The organism is Bacillus sp. P4_D3 (assembly GCF_056401855.1).
Window position 1 is genome coordinate 1 of sequence record NZ_JBFUIN010000053.1, and the last position, 16143, is coordinate 16143.

Consider the following 16143-nt stretch of genomic DNA (forward strand, 5'->3'; position numbering starts at 1 on the left):
GTTTAGCACTTTGGCCAGGATTTTCTCGTTCTGGTTCTACAATAAGTGGTGGTTTATTAGCACGTGTTTCGCATACAGCGGCAGCGGAATATACATTTATTTTAGCGGTGCCAATGATGGTAGCTGCAAGTGCCTTAGATTTAATTAAAAGCTGGGATATATTAAGCGTAGCTGATATACCGTTATTTGCAACTGGATTTATTACAGCATTCGTTGTTGCGATGCTTGCAATTGTTTCATTCTTAAAATTGTTAGGTCGTGTAAAACTAACACCGTTCGCTTATTACCGTTTCATTTTAGCTGCGGTATTCTATTTCTTCATTATGTAATAAAAAAAACCTGCCGAAATCGGCAGGTTTTTTATTTTACTACTTTCTCAATCATGCTTTCCATTACATGTTCCCAAAGAGAAGTATCATCAGCTAATGTAGCACGGAAATTAGCGTACATTTCTTTTTGTTTTTCCTCGAATGTTGGATCTTCTTTTTCAGGCAATGTAGCACGCATGGAAGTTACTAATTCTTGTACTTTTGGAGCGCGTGGTCCAAAGACGGCTTGTTCATTTCCATCTTTATCAATGAAAATAAAGATTGGAATCGCACGTGCAGTTCCGTTTGTTAAGTATTGATCCATTAATTCTAAGTTTTCATCACGAATTAATAATCGCATATCGATATTTGCAACTTCAGAAATTCGTTTCATAACAGGTACGCATAAAAGAGCGTCACCACACCAATCAGCTGTTAATACGATAACGCGCCAGCCGTCATTTTGGCGTTTTTCTAATACAGGAAGTAATTCATTTGGAATTAAAAAGTTATTGTAAATGTGTAGTAGCTCGTATTGGTTTACTTTCATTTCATTCACATATGTATCAAAGGACATACCTTTATCAGCCCATTGTTGTAAGTTCATAAGTAACACCTCTTTAGTATGATTTGTTTTTATTGTACCAATTTTTATATAGAAAAGCTTGTATTCTTACTCTTTCTTATCACTTAATAATGTATTTAGTGTGAAAAGGAATAGTGCGACATATAATTCAGCTGTATTTGACATTTGTACGCTCTCTATCCAGTCGTCAGCGGTATGAATGACGAACCAATCTAACGTAATTTCAATAATGGAGAGAAGAGCAATCGAGAGCCAATTAGGCATACTTGTCATCATTGGATGTAGGAGTACTTTAAAGAAAATGAATATAAAATATGTAAGACCATCTAAGAAAAGGATAAGTAAAAAAAAGAGTAGTAGAGCTGTTCGTGATGAATATTCTATACCTGTGATTTGAAAGATTCCTACATATACAAAGAATATAAATGCAAAGAATATAATGAGAATAAGAATAACAAAACCAATAATAATAGTCTTATCTTTTAGACTGAGATTAGAAAACTTGTCTTCTTCACTCACTATTCCAACTCCTTTTTCTGGAAATTAACTTCATTGTAACATGAAATATATATTAAAAAAGTACGAATTATGGGAAAATAAGGTGACAAAAAGTAAGATTTCATGTAAAATTATTAATAAGGTTTTTATTTAACTAAATGAAATAAAAGGGGCTGTCAAAGTTGTCTCAAAATAGAGAGCAATTAATGGAAGAACTATCGACAAATGTTTTTTCTATGTTTCGCACGTTGCGTAATGATATTGGAAAAATATTTGGTGGTTACATACCGTGGAATGAGTTCATCGTCCTTAGAATATTGAATCGTACGAATAAAGAAATGGTATCACGTGTAGCTAATGAATTAAATSTGTCGAATAGTCATATTACAGCTGTTACAGAAAAATTAATTAATAAAGGCTTTGTAACTCGTTCACGTTCTACATCAGATCGCCGAGTTGTATATTTAGAGATTACAGAACAAGGGAAAGATTTAGTTGCGAAAATGGAAGGTGAGAAAAAGAAATATTTACAAGAAAGATTCTCCTCACTTTCAGAAGAAGAAATGAATGTAATGATATCTATTTCTAAAAAACTTATTTAAGTAGTTACAAACAAGAAAACGCTTACTTAACACAGAAGAAGACCTTCCTCATATATGGAAGGTCTTCTTCTGTGTGTAATAGATGATAAAAAATAAAATGTGTATGAAAAAAGATAGAGCGCCATACTACTAATAAAGGAAGGAGGGGGAAATATGACGAATCGTAATGGTAGTCAAGGAAGTGGAAATCAAGGTTCACCAAAATCAGGGCAATTCCAGCAGGAGTTTAGTGCTGAATTTGAAACAGGTAATGATAACAAAGGAAAAGAATATCGTTCGAAAAAAGGAAGCAAATCAAAAAAGGAGTGACCCATTTCACTCCTTTTTGATTTAAGATGCTGCAGATTGATCCGTATTATATTTTTCTTCTGATTTTGAAACAATCATTGCACAAATTGCATCGCCAGAAATATTGACCGCATTCTAGACATGTCTAGAATGCGGTCAATACCGATAATTAAAGCAATACCCTCTACTGGTAGATTTACTTAATTTAAAACCATCGTAAGCATTACTAGTCCAACACCTGGTACACCTGCAGTACCGATACTAGCTAGTACAGCAGTTAATACAACCATAGCTAATTGCTGAAATAAGCGAAGAGAGTTAAATTATGTATTTGGAAAATAAAATAGACCATCACATGATGGTCTATAGGGAAGGGGACAATTTATGTCAATTTAATTAGGGATGGAAAGCTRTTCAAGACACTGGGGAATGTCTTATAAATTAGGGAGGAACAGCTCCGATACGTATACTATAAAAGRTAGATGTGACCTAGATGTGAACATRGAGTGAAAGAGAGAGGGAGTTTTAAGTAAGAAGAAAGAGAGAAYAAAAAAATAAGACCATCACATATAGGATGGTCAAGGGAAGGGGACAATTTATGTCAATTTAATTAGGGATGGAAGCTATTCAAAGACACTGGGGAATGTCTTATAAATTAGGGAGGAATAGCTCCGATACGTATACTATAAAAGGTAGATGTGACCYWSRTGTGAACWTGGAGTGAAAGAGAGAGGAATTTGAAAAGGGATAAAATAGTTGTTGTAAGAGTTATAGTATAAGTGGAGATATAATAGAGAATATTCTTTTGTAAAACGATAGGAATCTGAATATAAATAAAAGTTGAAATCTATGAAAAAAAGGATTATGCTCAACTATATTATAAGAATATAAGGTTTATCCCGCTACTTGTAGGCTCTTAAAGAGTCTTTATTTATGAGGGGATAAAAGCTTCACTTGATAAAGGGAGTTAGTGATATGGAAGTAGCAAAAAAACAAGGGTTGTATAATCGCCTTGTACGATTAAATCCACCACAAATTTTAGCATTAGGATTTTTTTGTTTAATTGTGGTCGGAGGATTGTTATTAAAGTTACCGTTTGCAACGAAAGTACATATTAGTTGGGTAGATGCTTTCTTTACAGCTACGTCGGCAGCGACTGTAACCGGTTTAGGTGTTGTAGATACTGCAAGTACGTTTACGATGTTTGGTGAAATTGTTATTATGTTTTTAATTCAAACGGGTGGTCTCGGTCTTATGACGATTGCCATTTTAATAGTTTGGGTATTAGGTAAAAAAATCGGTTTACGCCACCGGTTATTAATTGGAGAAGCATTTAATCAAACAAATATTGGTGGTCTTGTGAAATTAGTGAAACGTGTCTTTATTTTTTCTATTTGTATTGAGCTAATTGGAGTTATCTTTTTATCGATTCGCTTTATTCCAGAGTTTGGTTTTGGAAAAGGTTTATACTATAGTATTTTTCACGTTATTGCGTCATATAATAATGCTGGCTTTGCGCTTTGGCCAGATAATTTAACAAGATATGTAGGAGATCCTATTATTAATATTGGGATTTGTTCTTTAATTGTAATAGGAGGATTAGGGTTTACGGTATTAATTGATATATGGTATAGCCGTAGTTTCCGAAAATTATCACTGCACTCCAAAATCATGATTGCTGGAACGATAGCACTTAATGTTATTGCGATGATTGTGATTTTTGTATTGGAATATAATAATGTGAAGACTTTGGGACACTTATCTTTAAATGAAAAGTTATGGGCTTCGTTCTTCCAAGGAATTACACCTCGTACAGCCGGTTTTAACACGGTAGATTATGGGGGGATGGAAGAGTCATCGATACTATTTACGATGGTATTAATGTTTATTGGTGCGGGAAGTGTATCGACAGGCGGTGGGATTAAGTTAACGACATTTGTTATTTTAATTACATCAGTTCTTTCTTTCTTTAGAAAGAAAGAGGATTTTGTTTTATTTCAGCGTACGATTAAAATGTCGACAGTAACGAGAGCATTAGCAATTGTCGTTGCTAGTCAAATACTTATTTTTACAGCGGTATTTGTATTAATGCTTACAGAAGATTTCAGTTTTATTCAGTTATTATTTGAGACAATTTCAGCGTTTGGCACAGTAGGGTTAACGATGGGGATTACTGCGAAGCTATCGGCGTTTGGAAAATGTATTATTATGTTTGTTATGTTTTGTGGATTAATCGGACCGTTAACACTTGTGTTCTCTTTGGCTCGACCAGCGAAACAAAAAATTAAATATCCATCAGAAGATGTATTTACAGGATAAGGTATCCCGCATAAAGCGAGATACCTTTTTCTTTTTAAAAAAGAGAGAACAATAAACCAATAAGCGCCACTCGGAATAAAATCGCAATGAGTGCAGCGATACCGCCAATAATCGCTGCGGTGCCACCAGTTACAGTAGCCCCGCGATTATAAGCGTAAATACCGAGTAAAACAGACACAAGACCAAATAGTGTTGGGAATGTGAATAGTGATAATATTGCTAAAGCAAGAGCGATAAAACCAGCAGTTGATCCAGCTGCAGATGATCTTACATCATCGTTATCTTTATCATCATAATCAATACGCTGTGGTGCAACTTCAGCTGCGTATTCTTCTTTATAGTCACTATAATCACTATCTATTCGATCTCTTTTTTTATATTCATCAAATTTCTCAGTCAAAGTAAGGACTCCTTTCATAACAAGGTTCAATAGTAGTATGTTTCTCTTTACTGTTTTTATCCGAATTTGTACAGGGAGTAATATCCAATCGGAAAGTGAAAAATGTTTTTTCAAAATAGGAAAACTTAGTATGACTTCCTCTATTTTGGAAAGTATAAAAAAGAATAATGAGGAAAGGGTGTAGTACATAATGGAACATCCAATTGAAAATTTAATGAAAACAGCAATGACAAATTTAAAAGAGATGGTAGATGTAAATACGATTGTTGGAAGTCCGGTTTCAACAGCTGACGGAAATGTAGTATTAACAGTATCTCAAGTGGCTTTTGGTTTTGGAGCTGGTGGAAGTGACTTTAAAGGGGATTTTATTTCTGAAAAACATAATGGCGGACAAGGGCAGCATAAAGAGAACAAGCAAGGGCATCCATTTGGAGGCGGAAGTGGAGCTGGGGTTTCCATTAGCCCAGTGGCTTTTTTAGTAGTTGGTTCTAACGGTGTACAGGTATTGCATCTTAATAGTAGTACACATTTAATTGAAAAAGCTTTAAATACTGTACCAAGCACTGTAGATAAATTTGTAAATGGTCGCCAAAAGTGAACTTGCATTTTTTAGGAATTATGATATATTAGAAAAAGTGCGCTTTAGGATGATCGGAATAATTGAACTGTAAATATATATGATGTGTGGAATAAGGGAGAGGAATTTATGATTAATATCAAAAACTTAGTAGTTGGCTTATGTATGTTAGTAAGCGGTTTTGTTGTATATGTAATAAAAGAAAAAGCTCCATTCTAAAACAGACAAACCGTTAATGTCTGTTTTAAATTTGTGAAAAATGTTGACAAGTTATTGTATTGGTGTTAAAATTTTAATTCGTGTCTCGGTTAAAGCTAGTGTAAAGTAAATAAATCTTATGAATATAATACGAAAAGTTTGCGAAAGATCGGGTAGTCTTACCAACAACTTTTGTGAACAAACCCTATAAATTGTATATGTAAGCTTTATATGTATACTAGTGAATCAAGGAGCGGTCAGTGGAACCGTAATGATGAGAGAGAGGTAGGGCTTTCATCCAGTATATGTTACTTTCCCGTTAGGTGAATATAAAAAAGAGGGCTCCTTTTCAAAAGGAGCCCTCTTTCTATAGATAAATTGAAACTATAATCAGTGAGACCATTCCCGTTAAATGTTAGCTCGCAAATAACGTGATAAAAATGATTAAGTGCGGTTTTCAACTTGTTGACAAATTTCATCTGTTGTTAAACCATGTGCTTTAATTACAGATCCTTTTATCGATGCATCTGCAATACCCATCATATTAGAATCTTGCCCGGTTACAACGCAACAATCGCATCCATGTGCATCATTTTCAGAGTTAAGTGAAACGACTTCATGTCCTTGTTGCTGAAGAACTTGTTGAACATCTGTTAAAGAGTTCTCAACGCCAATTCTAGCCATAATTTTCACCTCCTACCATCTAGTTGCTAGTATGCTCAAGTCCATAGCATATATTTATGAAAAGATGGTAGGAAGAGATTATTTGTTTAGTCGTTATATACACCAGTAAGCATTTGACTAACGAATTGATCATTTAATGTATCTTGTGCTGAACTGTTATTAGATTGAATATCGATTGAAGCTGTATAGTTGTTATGTTTCCTGCCATTTGGTTCTACTTCAACGTAATTATCGAATTTACAAAACCCTTTCGTATCCATTAGATCGAATAGTTGTAGCATTTCTACTACCTCTTGTCTCGTTCCTTTAATTTGTACACACGCCATTTTAATTTCCTCCTTCAATTTGACAAATTGTTTTTTAAAAATAGGATTATGATTACTAAATGAAAAATATGAATGTTATTTTTAGACAGCGTTATTTTTGTTATTTTCCCCCTTTTTCACCAAAAGTCGTTGTATATTCCCGAATTTATAAAATCGGACGTCCGTTTATTGAATACAATAGATTCGTATCAATTGGCGAAAACCYTTCTTTTAAACAAATATTTTTTTAGTAGAATTTGGCGAAAAAAAATTTTTGAATTTTTGTAAACGTTAACAATGTTGTTAAATCAATATAATCAAAGATGTACGTGCGATTAAAAATTAGAAATTTTCTAAAAATTCACTTGATTTATTTGAAAAGGAGAGTAAACTAGGAAACAATAAAAAACTCATAGAACATAGGGGGCGCTTTCAAGTGAACGAGCAGTGGATTTTCTTAAATGGAGAATTTGTTCCAAAAGACGAAGCAAAGGTTTCAGTATATGATCATGGCTATTTATATGGCGATGGAGTGTTCGAAGGAATTAGGGTATATAGCGGTAATGTTTTCCGTTTGAGAGAGCATCTTGTCCGGTTATATGAATCAGCGAAATCCATCATGTTAGAAATTCCATATACGTTAGAAGAAGCAATGAAAATCGTTGTTGAAACGATTCGACAAAACAAACTATCTAATGGATATATCCGCCTCGTTGTATCAAGAGGACCTGGGAATTTGGGATTAGATCCCGATTCTTGTACGAAACCAAATGTAGTAGTAATTGCAGAGCAACTATCTTTATTTCCACAAGAATATTATGAAAAAGGGATTCCGATTATAACAGTTGCAACGCGTCGTAATCGCCCGGATGTTTTATCGCCTCAAGTAAAATCTTTAAATTACTTAAATAATATTTTAGTTCGCATTGAGGCGAAACTAGCTGGAGTACAAGAAGCACTTATGTTAAATGACCAAGGATATGTAGCTGAAGGCTCTGGAGATAACGTATTTATTGTGAAGGGAAATAAATTAATTACACCACCAAGTTCTGCTGGAGCGTTAGAAGGTATTACACGAAACGCGATTTTAGAAATCGGCGAAAAACTTGGATATGACGTAAGAGAAGAATTATTTACAAGGCACGATGTATATGTAGCTGATGAAGTGTTTTTAACAGGAACAGCTGCTGAAGTAATTGCTGTTACGACAGTAGATGGAAGAACGATTGGTTTAGGGAGAACAGGGCCACATACGAATCGTTTATTAGAAGAATTCCGTAAATTAGTTGTAGAAGATGGAGAGAAAATTTACGAAGAAAATAAAGTTGGATAATAGCTCTTTATGACATGATAAAGCGTTGATAGGGAGGAGTAGTTGACTGTGAAGCCTCACAGAGAGTCGGTGGTTGCTGGAAACCGATGGTTCACGTCGACGAACATCACCCTTGAGTGCTAAGCTGAAGTGTTTATTTAGGCTTAGACGGTAGCTCCGTTATTAGCTAGACTCATATCCCGAGTCACTGAGGCAAGAGTAATCTTGCAAAGAAGGGTGGTACCGCGAAATCTTTCGTCCCTTCAGCACATAGCTGGAGTGTGGACGTAGGATTTTTTTATTTTATAAATGGTTTAAAAAAGGGGGCTTATAAGAAAAATGTCTTCAAAAACGGAAGAGAAACTCGCAACTGGTGCACAGCTATTGTTAGAAGCGCTAGAAAAGGAAGAAGTAGAAGTGATTTTCGGGTATCCAGGTGGTGCGGTTTTACCTCTATATGATGCGCTTTATGATTGTGAAATCCCGCATATTTTAACGAGGCATGAGCAAGGTGCAATTCATGCTGCTGAAGGATATGCAAGAATTACAGGGAATCCAGGAGTGGTAATTGCAACAAGTGGACCGGGTGCTACAAATGTTATTACTGGTTTAGCTGACGCGATGATTGATTCATTACCGCTTGTTGTATTTACAGGGCAAGTAGCAACAACGTTAATCGGAAGTGATGCTTTCCAAGAAGCAGATATTATGGGGCTTACGATGCCGGTGACAAAACATAATTATCAAGTGCGAAAAGCATCGGATTTACCCCGAATTATTAAAGAAGCATTTCATATCGCTAGAACAGGAAGACCGGGCCCAGTCGTAATTGACCTTCCGAAAGATATGGTAGTAGAGCAAGGCGAGAGATGTAGCGACGTACAAATGGATTTACCAGGATACCAGCCTAATTATGAACCGAATCTACTACAAATAAACAAATTATTACAAGCGATTGAGGTCTCAAAAAAGCCATTAATTTTAGCTGGAGCAGGTGTATTGCATGCGAGAGCATCGAAAGAATTAACAAGCTTTGCTCGCAAATATCATATTCCAGTTGTTCATACATTACTTGGTCTTGGCGGGTTTCCGCCAGATGATGAACTATTTCTAGGGATGGGAGGAATGCACGGTTCATACACCGCAAATATGGCGTTATATGAATGTGACTTACTTATTAATATAGGTGCAAGATTTGATGATCGTCTTACTGGGAATTTAGCTTATTTTGCTAAAGAAGCGATTGTCGCACATATAGATATTGATCCAGCGGAAATTGGGAAAAATGTGCCGACTGAAATCCCTATTGTTGCGAGTGCGAAGCAAGCATTAGAAGCTATACTCACTTTTAAAGAAGGGGAAGTAAATTACAATGATTGGCTTTCGTTATTGAATAGTAGAAAAGAAAAATATCCTCTTTCTTACAAAGAACATGCAGAACGTATTAAACCTCAATATGCAATTGATATGCTATACGAAATTACGAAAGGAGAAGCGATTGTAACAACAGATGTTGGGCAACATCAAATGTGGGCAGCTCAATATTATCCATTGAAAAACCCAGATAGATGGGTAACTTCTGGGGGATTGGGAACAATGGGCTTCGGGTTTCCAGCAGCAATAGGTGCACAAATCGCAAAGCCTGAAGAACTAGTTATTGCAATTGTCGGTGATGCTGGATTTCAAATGACCTTGCAAGAACTTAGTGTGTTGAAAGAGCATTCTTTACCGGTTAAAGTTTTTATTTTAAATAATGAAGCTTTAGGGATGGTAAGACAATGGCAAGAGGAATTTTATAATAGGCGATATTCGTACTCCTTACTTTCATGCCAACCAGATTTTGTCGCACTTGCCAATGCATATGGCATAAAAGGTGTTCGTATTGAAGACCCACTTCTTGCAAAGCAACAATTACAGTATGCAATTGAATTAAGAGAGCCAGTCGTAATTGATTGCCGCGTACTTCAATCTGAAAAGGTTATGCCGATGGTTGCACCAGGGAAAGGGGTTCACCAAATGGAGGGGGTGGAGAAAAGGTGAAGAGAATTGTAACAGCGACAGTTCGAAATCAAAGCGGTGTGTTAAATCGAATTACAGGTGTTATGACACGTAGACATTTTAATATTGAAAGTATTTCAGTAGGTCATACGGAATCATCGGATATTTCGAGAATGACGATTGTTGTACACGTTGAAAATGAACAGCAAGTTGAGCAGTTAATTAAACAACTTCATAAGCAAATCGACGTACTGAAAGTATCAGATATTACAGAAGAAGCGATGATCGCTAGAGAACTTGCACTTATTAAAGTAGCAACGTCTGTAGCAAGAGCAGAATTATATAGTTTAATTGAACCATTTCGAGCCACTGTAATAGATGTTGGGAAGGATTCCATGGTGGTGCAAGTAACAGGTACTCAGGAGAAAGTAGAAGCGTTAATTGAATTACTTCGTCCATACGGTTTGAAAGAAATTGCTAGAACAGGTGTAACAGCATTTACACGTAGTATGAAAAAACAAGATAAACAAGTTATGTTAATTCAATAATTATTTAAAAAATAGGGGGAAATGAAAATGGCGAAAGTTTATTATGAAAAAGACGTAACGGTAAATGTATTAAAGGAAAAGAAAGTAGCAATCATCGGATATGGATCGCAAGGCCATGCGCATGCACAAAATTTACGTGATAACGGATTTGATGTAGTAGTTGGACTGAGGAAAGGGAAGTCATGGGATAAGGCGAAAGAAGACGGATTTTCTGTATATACAGTAGCGGAAGCAGCAGAAAAAGCGGAGGTAGTAATGATTCTACTACCTGATGAATTACAGCCAGAAGTATATGAAGCTGAAATTGAACCAAACTTACAGGCAGGTAATTCTCTTGTGTTCGCACATGGCTTTAATGTTCACTTTGATCAAGTAAAACCGCCAGCTAATGTAGACGTATTTCTAGTAGCACCGAAAGGTCCAGGACATCTAGTACGTCGTACGTTTGCAGAAGGGGGAGCTGTTCCTGCATTATTTGCAGTATATCAAGATGCAACAGGAGTTGCGACTGAAAAGGCACTTTCATATGCAGATGGAATTGGGGCGACGAGAGCAGGTGTATTAGAAACAACGTTTAAAGAAGAAACAGAAACAGATTTATTCGGAGAGCAAGCTGTACTTTGCGGCGGAGTGACTGCACTTGTAAAAGCGGGATTTGAAACGCTAGTTGATGCTGGCTATCAACCTGAACTTGCATATTTTGAATGTTTACATGAACTGAAATTAATTGTTGACCTTATGTATGAAGGCGGACTTGAAAATATGAGATACTCAGTTTCAGATACAGCGCAGTGGGGTGACTTCGTATCAGGGCCACGTGTTGTTACTGAAGATACAAAGAAAGCGATGGGGGAAGTATTGGCAGAAATTCAAGATGGTACATTTGCAAGAGGCTGGATTGCAGAGCATAAAGCAGGAAGACCAAATTTCCAGGCGACAAATGAGAAAKAAAATGAACATGAAATCGAAGTAGTTGGACGTAAATTACGTGAAATGATGCCTTTTGTACAGCCGCGAGTAAAGGTAGGGATTAAATAATATGAAGCAGATTTTGTTCATGGATACGACGCTTCGTGATGGCGAACAATCACCAGGAGTTAATTTAAATGAACAAGAGAAATTACAAATTGCGAGGCAACTAGAGAGACTTGGTATTAATGTAATGGAAGCTGGATTCGCAGCGGCTTCTGAAGGTGATTTTCAATCGGTAAAACGTATCGCAAATACCATTCAAAATGCTACTGTTATGAGTTTAGCTAGAGCAAAGGAAAGCGATATTCGAAGAGCATATGACGCAGTGAAAGGTGCTGTCTCTCCTCGATTACACGTATTTTTAGCTACGAGTGATATTCATATGAAATATAAGCTGTGTATGTCGAAAGAAGATGTATTAGATAGTATTCATCGCTCGGTTACACTTGGAAAATCATTATTTCCAACAGTGCAATTTTCAGCAGAAGATGCGACAAGAACATCGAGAGCATTTTTAGCTGAAGCAGTAGAAGTAGCGATTCGTGCAGGAGCGAATGTAATCAATATTCCTGATACAGTTGGATATACGAATCCAGAAGAATATTATTCTCTTTTTAAATACTTAAAAGAATCCGTTCCTTCGTATGAAAAAGCAATTTTCTCTTGTCATTGTCACGATGATCTTGGGATGGCAGTAGCGAACTCGTTAGCTGCAGTTGAAGGCGGAGCGTTACAAGTAGAAGGAACGATTAATGGAATTGGAGAAAGAGCAGGAAATGCAGCCTTAGAAGAAGTCGCAGTTGCTCTCCATATTAGAAAAGATTTCTATGAAGCAGAGTCCTCTATGACGTTAAAAGAAATTAAAGCGACAAGTACATTAGTAAGTCGTTTAACAGGTATGGTTGTACCGAAAAATAAAGCGATTGTTGGAGCAAATGCGTTCGCTCATGAATCAGGTATTCATCAAGATGGTGTTTTAAAAGAAGTGACGACATATGAAATTATTGAACCGGCGCTTATAGGTGAATCTCAAAATCTATTTGTACTTGGAAAACATTCTGGACGTCACGCATTTACGGAAAAAATGAAAGAATTAGGCTACGAATTTACAAACGAAGAACGAGATGCGGTGTTTGCAGCATTTAAAAAATTAGCTGATCGAAAAAAGGAAATTACAGAAGAAGATTTACGTGCGCTTATGCTTGGTGAAGCAGCATTTTCGGCACAACAATATAGCATTACGCAATTGCAAGTACACTTCGTATCAAATAGTACACAGTGTGCAACGGTTGTACTAAAAGATGAGGAAGGGAATATGTACGAAGATGCAGCAACTGGTTCTGGAAGTATTGAAGCAATCTATAATGCAATTCAAAGAATTTTAGGATTAGAATGTGACTTAGCGGATTATCGCATACAATCTATAACGCAAGGTCAAGATGCACTTGCACATGTTCATGTTGAATTAAAAGAAGGAACTCATCAAGTATCAGGTTTTGGTGTTGCGCAAGACGTATTAGAAGCATCGGCGAGAGCGTACGTTCATGCGGCGGGAAAATTAAAATCTTTTATTACTCTTGTGAAGTAACTGTTTGATAAGTAAGGGACTCGTCCCTTACTTATCAAAATATATTTCTGAAAATTCAGATAAAAAGGAGTGTTTTACTTGGAAAAACGTATCGTTTGTTTAGCGGGTGATGGTGTTGGTCCGGAAGTTATGGAAAGCGCGAAGGAAGTATTGCATATGGTAGAGAGGTTATATGGACATCATTTTCATTTACAAGATGAGTACTTTGGCGGAGCTGCTATCGATTTAACTGGGCAACCATTACCACAGCGAACACTTGCCGCTTGTTTAGCGAGTGATGCGGTTTTACTTGGAGCGGTTGGTGGACCACGGTGGGATGATGCGAAAGAAAGGCCAGAGAAAGGATTATTAGCTTTAAGAAAAGGACTTGGTGTATTTGCAAATGTTCGCCCTGTAACAGTAGAAAGCGCAACTGCACATTTATCGCCATTAAAAAACGCAGATGAAATTGACTTCGTTGTCGTTCGTGAACTAACAGGTGGTATTTATTTCTCTTATCCAAAAGAAAGAACGGAAGAATCGGCAACTGATACACTTACGTACCATCGTCATGAAATTGAACGTATCGTGTCGTATGCTTTTCAATTAGCGAGTAAGAGAGAGAAAAAAGTAACGTCTATTGATAAAGCGAATGTTTTAGAATCTAGTAAACTGTGGAGAGCTGTTACGGAAGAAGTAGCTCTTCGTTATCCTGATGTTGAATTAGAGCACATTTTAGTAGATGCAGCTGCTATGGAGTTAATTCGGAATCCAGGACGTTTTGATGTAATTGTAACCGAAAATTTATTTGGTGACATTTTAAGTGACGAGGCCTCTGTATTGGCAGGGTCATTAGGAATGCTTCCATCAGCGAGTCATGCGGAAAACGGGCCGTCTTTATATGAACCTATTCACGGATCAGCACCAGATATTGCAGGGAAAAATAAAGCGAATCCAATTGCGATGATGCGTTCAGTTGCGATGATGCTCGGACAATCATTTGGATTAACGAGAGAAGGGTATGCAATTGAATCCGCAATATCTGCAGTTCTTAAATCTGGAAAATGTACAGCTGATATTGGGGGAGATGAGACGACAACTTCATTTACGAAGGCGGTTATTCAAGAAATGGAAGAGCAAGCGCTAGTAGGGAGAGGACGATAATGGGCAAAAGATTACTAGATAAGCTTTGGGAGAGACATGTAGTTGCAACGAATGAAAATGGATTGGATTTATTATATATCGATCTTCATCTCGTTCATGAAGTAACGTCACCGCAAGCCTTTGAAGGCTTGCGGCTGGCAAATCGAACTGTCCGCAGACCGGAATTAACGTTTGCAACGATGGATCATAATATTCCGACGATAGATGTTTGGAATATTACCGATCGTATTGCGAAGCAGCAATTGGATACACTTCGTGAGAACTGTAAACAATTTCAGGTGTCATTAGCTGATATTGGTGATGAAGAGCAAGGAATCGTTCACGTTATAGGACCAGAACTTGGACTCACGCAGCCAGGGAAAACGATTGTTTGTGGTGATAGTCATACAGCCACCCACGGTGCTTTCGGAGCGTTAGCATTTGGTATTGGTACGAGTGAAGTAGAACATGTATTAGCAACGCAAACGTTGTGGCAACGAAAGCCGAAAGCGATGGGAATTGAATTAAAAGGAAAGTTACCAAAAGGCGTTTATGCAAAGGATATTATTTTGCATCTCCTTTCAAAGTACGGTGTAGCAGTTGGAACTGGATATGTAATGGAATTTTACGGTGAGACGATTCATGCTATGGAAATGGAAGAGAGGATGACACTTTGCAATATGGCAATTGAAGGGGGAGCGAAAGCTGGCATCATTGCACCAGATGAGAAAACATTTTCTTATGTAAAAGGGCGTGAATATGCACCGAAAGACTATGAAATGTTTACGGGAAAATGGTCGGAGCTTTATACAGATTCAGATGCAATTTATGATTTACATATTTCGGTAAATGTTACGGGTTTAGCACCGTATGTCACTTGGGGAACAAATCCTAGTATGGGTGTTCGAATTGATGAAAAATTACCAGAAAAACATGATGAAAATGATGAAAGAGCATATTCGTATATGGGATTGAGTCCTGGACAAAGTACTTTTGAAATTCCAGTTCAGCATGTCTTCATTGGGTCTTGTACAAATTCTCGATTATCTGATTTGGAAATTGCAGCATCTGTTGTAAAAGGGAAAAAAGTGAAAGACGGTGTGCGAGCCCTCGTTGTGCCTGGTTCTAAAAGGATAAGAGAAGCAGCGATGCAAAAAGGATTACATCACATATTTGAAGAAGCGGGATTTGAATGGAGAGAGCCTGGATGTTCAATGTGTCTTGGAATGAATCCGGATCAAGTGCCTGAAGGGGAGCATTGTGCATCTACTTCAAATCGTAATTTTGAAGGAAGGCAAGGGAAAGGAGCACGAACACATTTAGTAAGCCCAGCTATGGCAGCAGCAGCTGCGTTATATGGTCATTTTGTTGATATTAGAAAGGAGAATTATGATGGAGCCATTTCGTATTCATAAAGGTACTGCCGCAGTACTTATGAATGATAACATTGATACAGATCAAATTATTCCGAAGCAATATTTAAAGAGAATTGAAAGGACGGGATTTGGAAAATATCTATTTGATGAGTGGCGTTACGATAATGAGCACCATGAAAATCCTAATTTCCCTCTTAATGCGCAAGAACGGAAAGGAGCAAGTATATTAATTACGGGTGATAATTTTGGATGCGGTTCATCAAGAGAACATGCTCCGTGGGCGCTTGCTGATTATGGTTTTCGCGTTATTATCGCCGGGGGATTTGCAGATATTTTTTATATGAATTGCATGAAAAATGGTATGTTACCGATTGTAATGGATAAAGAAATGCGTGAACAACTTGCTAAAACGGATGCGAGAGAACAAATAGAAGTAGATTTAGAGAATGAGGTAATTACAAC

Annotated in this window: 18 protein-coding genes, 2 pseudogenes and 1 other annotated feature; of the genes and pseudogenes, 14 read left to right on the forward strand and 6 right to left on the reverse strand. The window is 36.9% G+C overall.

What is annotated here, in order from left to right; genetic code table 11:
- Nucleotides 1-329: pseudogene (uppP, locus tag AC1DTM_RS09845) on the forward strand (bacitracin resistance undecaprenyl-diphosphatase); the annotation flags it as partial.
- Between the two features lie 31 nt (nucleotides 330-360).
- Here the strand turns inward: uppP and AC1DTM_RS09850 are convergent.
- Both AC1DTM_RS09850 and AC1DTM_RS09855 read right to left on the reverse strand, forming a co-directional pair.
- Nucleotides 361-948 carry a thioredoxin family protein gene (locus tag AC1DTM_RS09850; RefSeq protein ID WP_088098848.1) on the reverse strand — a complete coding sequence of 196 codons (588 nt, stop codon included), beginning with the start codon at nucleotides 946-948 and terminating at the stop codon, nucleotides 361-363.
- Between the two features lie 33 nt (nucleotides 949-981).
- Nucleotides 982-1413, reverse strand: coding sequence for a YrvL family regulatory protein (locus AC1DTM_RS09855; RefSeq protein ID WP_088098849.1), 432 nt, complete (start codon nucleotides 1411-1413; stop codon nucleotides 982-984).
- Between the two features lie 161 nt (nucleotides 1414-1574).
- Here AC1DTM_RS09855 and AC1DTM_RS09860 point away from each other — a divergent pair, with 161 nt between their 5' ends.
- Together AC1DTM_RS09860 and AC1DTM_RS09865 are read left to right on the forward strand one after the other, a co-directional pair.
- Nucleotides 1575-1994, forward strand: a complete 420-nt coding sequence (locus AC1DTM_RS09860; protein WP_477000199.1) for a MarR family winged helix-turn-helix transcriptional regulator — start codon at nucleotides 1575-1577, stop codon at nucleotides 1992-1994.
- 153 nt (nucleotides 1995-2147) lie between these two features.
- Nucleotides 2148-2303: a hypothetical protein gene (locus AC1DTM_RS09865; RefSeq protein WP_002149538.1), complete on the forward strand. Its 156-nt coding sequence runs from the start codon at nucleotides 2148-2150 to the stop codon at nucleotides 2301-2303.
- Between the two features lie 21 nt (nucleotides 2304-2324).
- Here AC1DTM_RS09865 and AC1DTM_RS09870 read toward each other — a convergent pair.
- A pseudogene (locus tag AC1DTM_RS09870) lies at nucleotides 2325-2581 on the reverse strand (dicarboxylate/amino acid:cation symporter); the annotation flags it as partial.
- 676 nt (nucleotides 2582-3257) lie between these two features.
- Between AC1DTM_RS09870 and AC1DTM_RS09875 the strand changes: the two are divergent.
- Complete coding sequence (locus AC1DTM_RS09875) at nucleotides 3258-4601, forward strand: TrkH family potassium uptake protein (RefSeq protein WP_088098850.1); 1344 nt, start codon at nucleotides 3258-3260, stop codon at nucleotides 4599-4601.
- A 34-nt stretch (nucleotides 4602-4635) separates the two neighbouring features.
- Here the strand turns inward: AC1DTM_RS09875 and AC1DTM_RS09880 are convergent, their stop codons facing one another.
- Nucleotides 4636-5001 (reverse strand): hypothetical protein, encoded by a 366-nt coding sequence (locus AC1DTM_RS09880; protein ID WP_002158683.1) that lies wholly within the window; start codon nucleotides 4999-5001, stop codon nucleotides 4636-4638.
- 190 nt (nucleotides 5002-5191) lie between these two features.
- On the opposite strand from AC1DTM_RS09880, the gene ytfJ reads away from it, so the two are divergent.
- Both ytfJ and AC1DTM_RS09890 read left to right on the forward strand, forming a co-directional pair.
- Nucleotides 5192-5599, forward strand: a complete 408-nt coding sequence (gene ytfJ, locus AC1DTM_RS09885) for a GerW family sporulation protein (protein ID WP_088098851.1) — start codon at nucleotides 5192-5194, stop codon at nucleotides 5597-5599.
- 108 nt (nucleotides 5600-5707) lie between these two features.
- On the forward strand, nucleotides 5708-5797 hold the full coding sequence (locus AC1DTM_RS09890) for a hypothetical protein (protein WP_000608225.1): 90 nt from the start codon (nucleotides 5708-5710) through the stop codon (nucleotides 5795-5797).
- A gap of 423 nt (nucleotides 5798-6220) precedes the next feature.
- Here AC1DTM_RS09890 and AC1DTM_RS09895 read toward each other — a convergent pair whose 3' ends face one another.
- Nucleotides 6221-6460 (reverse strand): YkuS family protein, encoded by a 240-nt coding sequence (locus AC1DTM_RS09895; RefSeq protein WP_199715524.1) that lies wholly within the window; start codon nucleotides 6458-6460, stop codon nucleotides 6221-6223.
- An 86-nt stretch (nucleotides 6461-6546) separates the two neighbouring features.
- On the reverse strand, nucleotides 6547-6786 hold the full coding sequence (locus AC1DTM_RS09900) for a DUF3911 family protein (protein ID WP_002158680.1): 240 nt from the start codon (nucleotides 6784-6786) through the stop codon (nucleotides 6547-6549).
- A 415-nt stretch (nucleotides 6787-7201) separates the two neighbouring features.
- Here AC1DTM_RS09900 and ilvE point away from each other — a divergent pair, with 415 nt between their 5' ends.
- From ilvE to leuD, 8 genes are all read left to right on the forward strand, one after another.
- Entirely contained in the window at nucleotides 7202-8098 is an 897-nt protein-coding gene (ilvE, locus tag AC1DTM_RS09905; protein ID WP_002030649.1) for a branched-chain-amino-acid transaminase, read from the forward strand.
- Between the two features lie 16 nt (nucleotides 8099-8114).
- Nucleotides 8115-8343 (forward strand) — a binding site (T-box leader).
- Nucleotides 8344-8416: 73 nt separating this feature from the next.
- A complete protein-coding gene (ilvB, locus tag AC1DTM_RS09910) occupies nucleotides 8417-10117 on the forward strand; it encodes an acetolactate synthase large subunit (protein ID WP_016104282.1) in 1701 nt (566 codons plus the stop codon).
- The gene (gene ilvN / locus AC1DTM_RS09915; RefSeq protein ID WP_016104283.1) at nucleotides 10114-10623 is read left to right on the forward strand and encodes an acetolactate synthase small subunit; all 510 of its coding nucleotides are present in this window, start codon (nucleotides 10114-10116) and stop codon (nucleotides 10621-10623) included. Before ilvB ends, ilvN begins: the two co-directional genes overlap by 4 nt.
- 27 nt (nucleotides 10624-10650) lie before the next feature.
- Nucleotides 10651-11661: a ketol-acid reductoisomerase gene (gene ilvC / locus AC1DTM_RS09920; protein WP_477000200.1), complete on the forward strand. Its 1011-nt coding sequence runs from the start codon at nucleotides 10651-10653 to the stop codon at nucleotides 11659-11661.
- A 1-nt stretch (nucleotide 11662) separates the two neighbouring features.
- A complete protein-coding gene (gene leuA, locus AC1DTM_RS09925) occupies nucleotides 11663-13183 on the forward strand; it encodes a 2-isopropylmalate synthase (RefSeq protein WP_002158677.1) in 1521 nt (506 codons plus the stop codon).
- A 78-nt stretch (nucleotides 13184-13261) separates the two neighbouring features.
- Complete coding sequence (gene leuB, locus AC1DTM_RS09930) at nucleotides 13262-14326, forward strand: 3-isopropylmalate dehydrogenase (RefSeq protein WP_002158676.1); 1065 nt, start codon at nucleotides 13262-13264, stop codon at nucleotides 14324-14326.
- Nucleotides 14326-15720: a 3-isopropylmalate dehydratase large subunit gene (gene leuC, locus AC1DTM_RS09935; RefSeq protein WP_016104285.1), complete on the forward strand. Its 1395-nt coding sequence runs from the start codon at nucleotides 14326-14328 to the stop codon at nucleotides 15718-15720. The genes leuB and leuC overlap by 1 nt, the downstream gene beginning before the upstream one ends.
- On the forward strand, nucleotides 15698-16143 hold a 446-nt coding region (leuD, locus tag AC1DTM_RS09940; protein ID WP_477000201.1), incomplete at its 3' end, for a 3-isopropylmalate dehydratase small subunit. The genes leuC and leuD, both read left to right, overlap by 23 nt.